We start from the raw sequence: 322 nt of genomic DNA, 5'->3' as shown, positions 1-322 counted from the left end.
ATGATTTAATTGAAGAGTGTAGCATACAGCACCCGAGCCTAAGCTACGATTATATCGTAGCCGTAGCTCGAAGCACGAAACTCGTAGCCTATTACACTTAAACTGCTTTTAGGTGGCTTGCTTTTTTAGGGTTAACTAATTCAGTTACAAAGCTTGTAAAGTCTGTTCCTAGGTTTTCGTCGCGCATGCTGTATTCCACAATCGCTTTTAAATAACCTAGTTTGTCGCCGCAATCATGGGCGCGGCCACTCATGTGAAATGCTTCAACCGTTTCAATTTTCATCAACATGTCTATCGCATCTGTTAATTGAATTTCACCACC

1 pseudogene is annotated in these 322 nt (G+C 41.6%); it reads right to left on the bottom strand.

Annotated features, from left to right (window positions below):
* Window positions 1-97: 97 nt before the first annotated feature.
* Window positions 98-322 (bottom strand): annotated as a pseudogene (locus CWB85_RS21780) (UTP--glucose-1-phosphate uridylyltransferase); the annotation flags it as partial.

This window comes from Pseudoalteromonas sp. S1727, assembly GCF_005886375.1.
GTDB classification, from domain to species: domain Bacteria; phylum Pseudomonadota; class Gammaproteobacteria; order Enterobacterales; family Alteromonadaceae; genus Pseudoalteromonas; species Pseudoalteromonas haloplanktis.
Note: the sequence above shows the minus strand (reverse complement) of the source record. Positions and strands in the feature narration are given on the sequence as shown.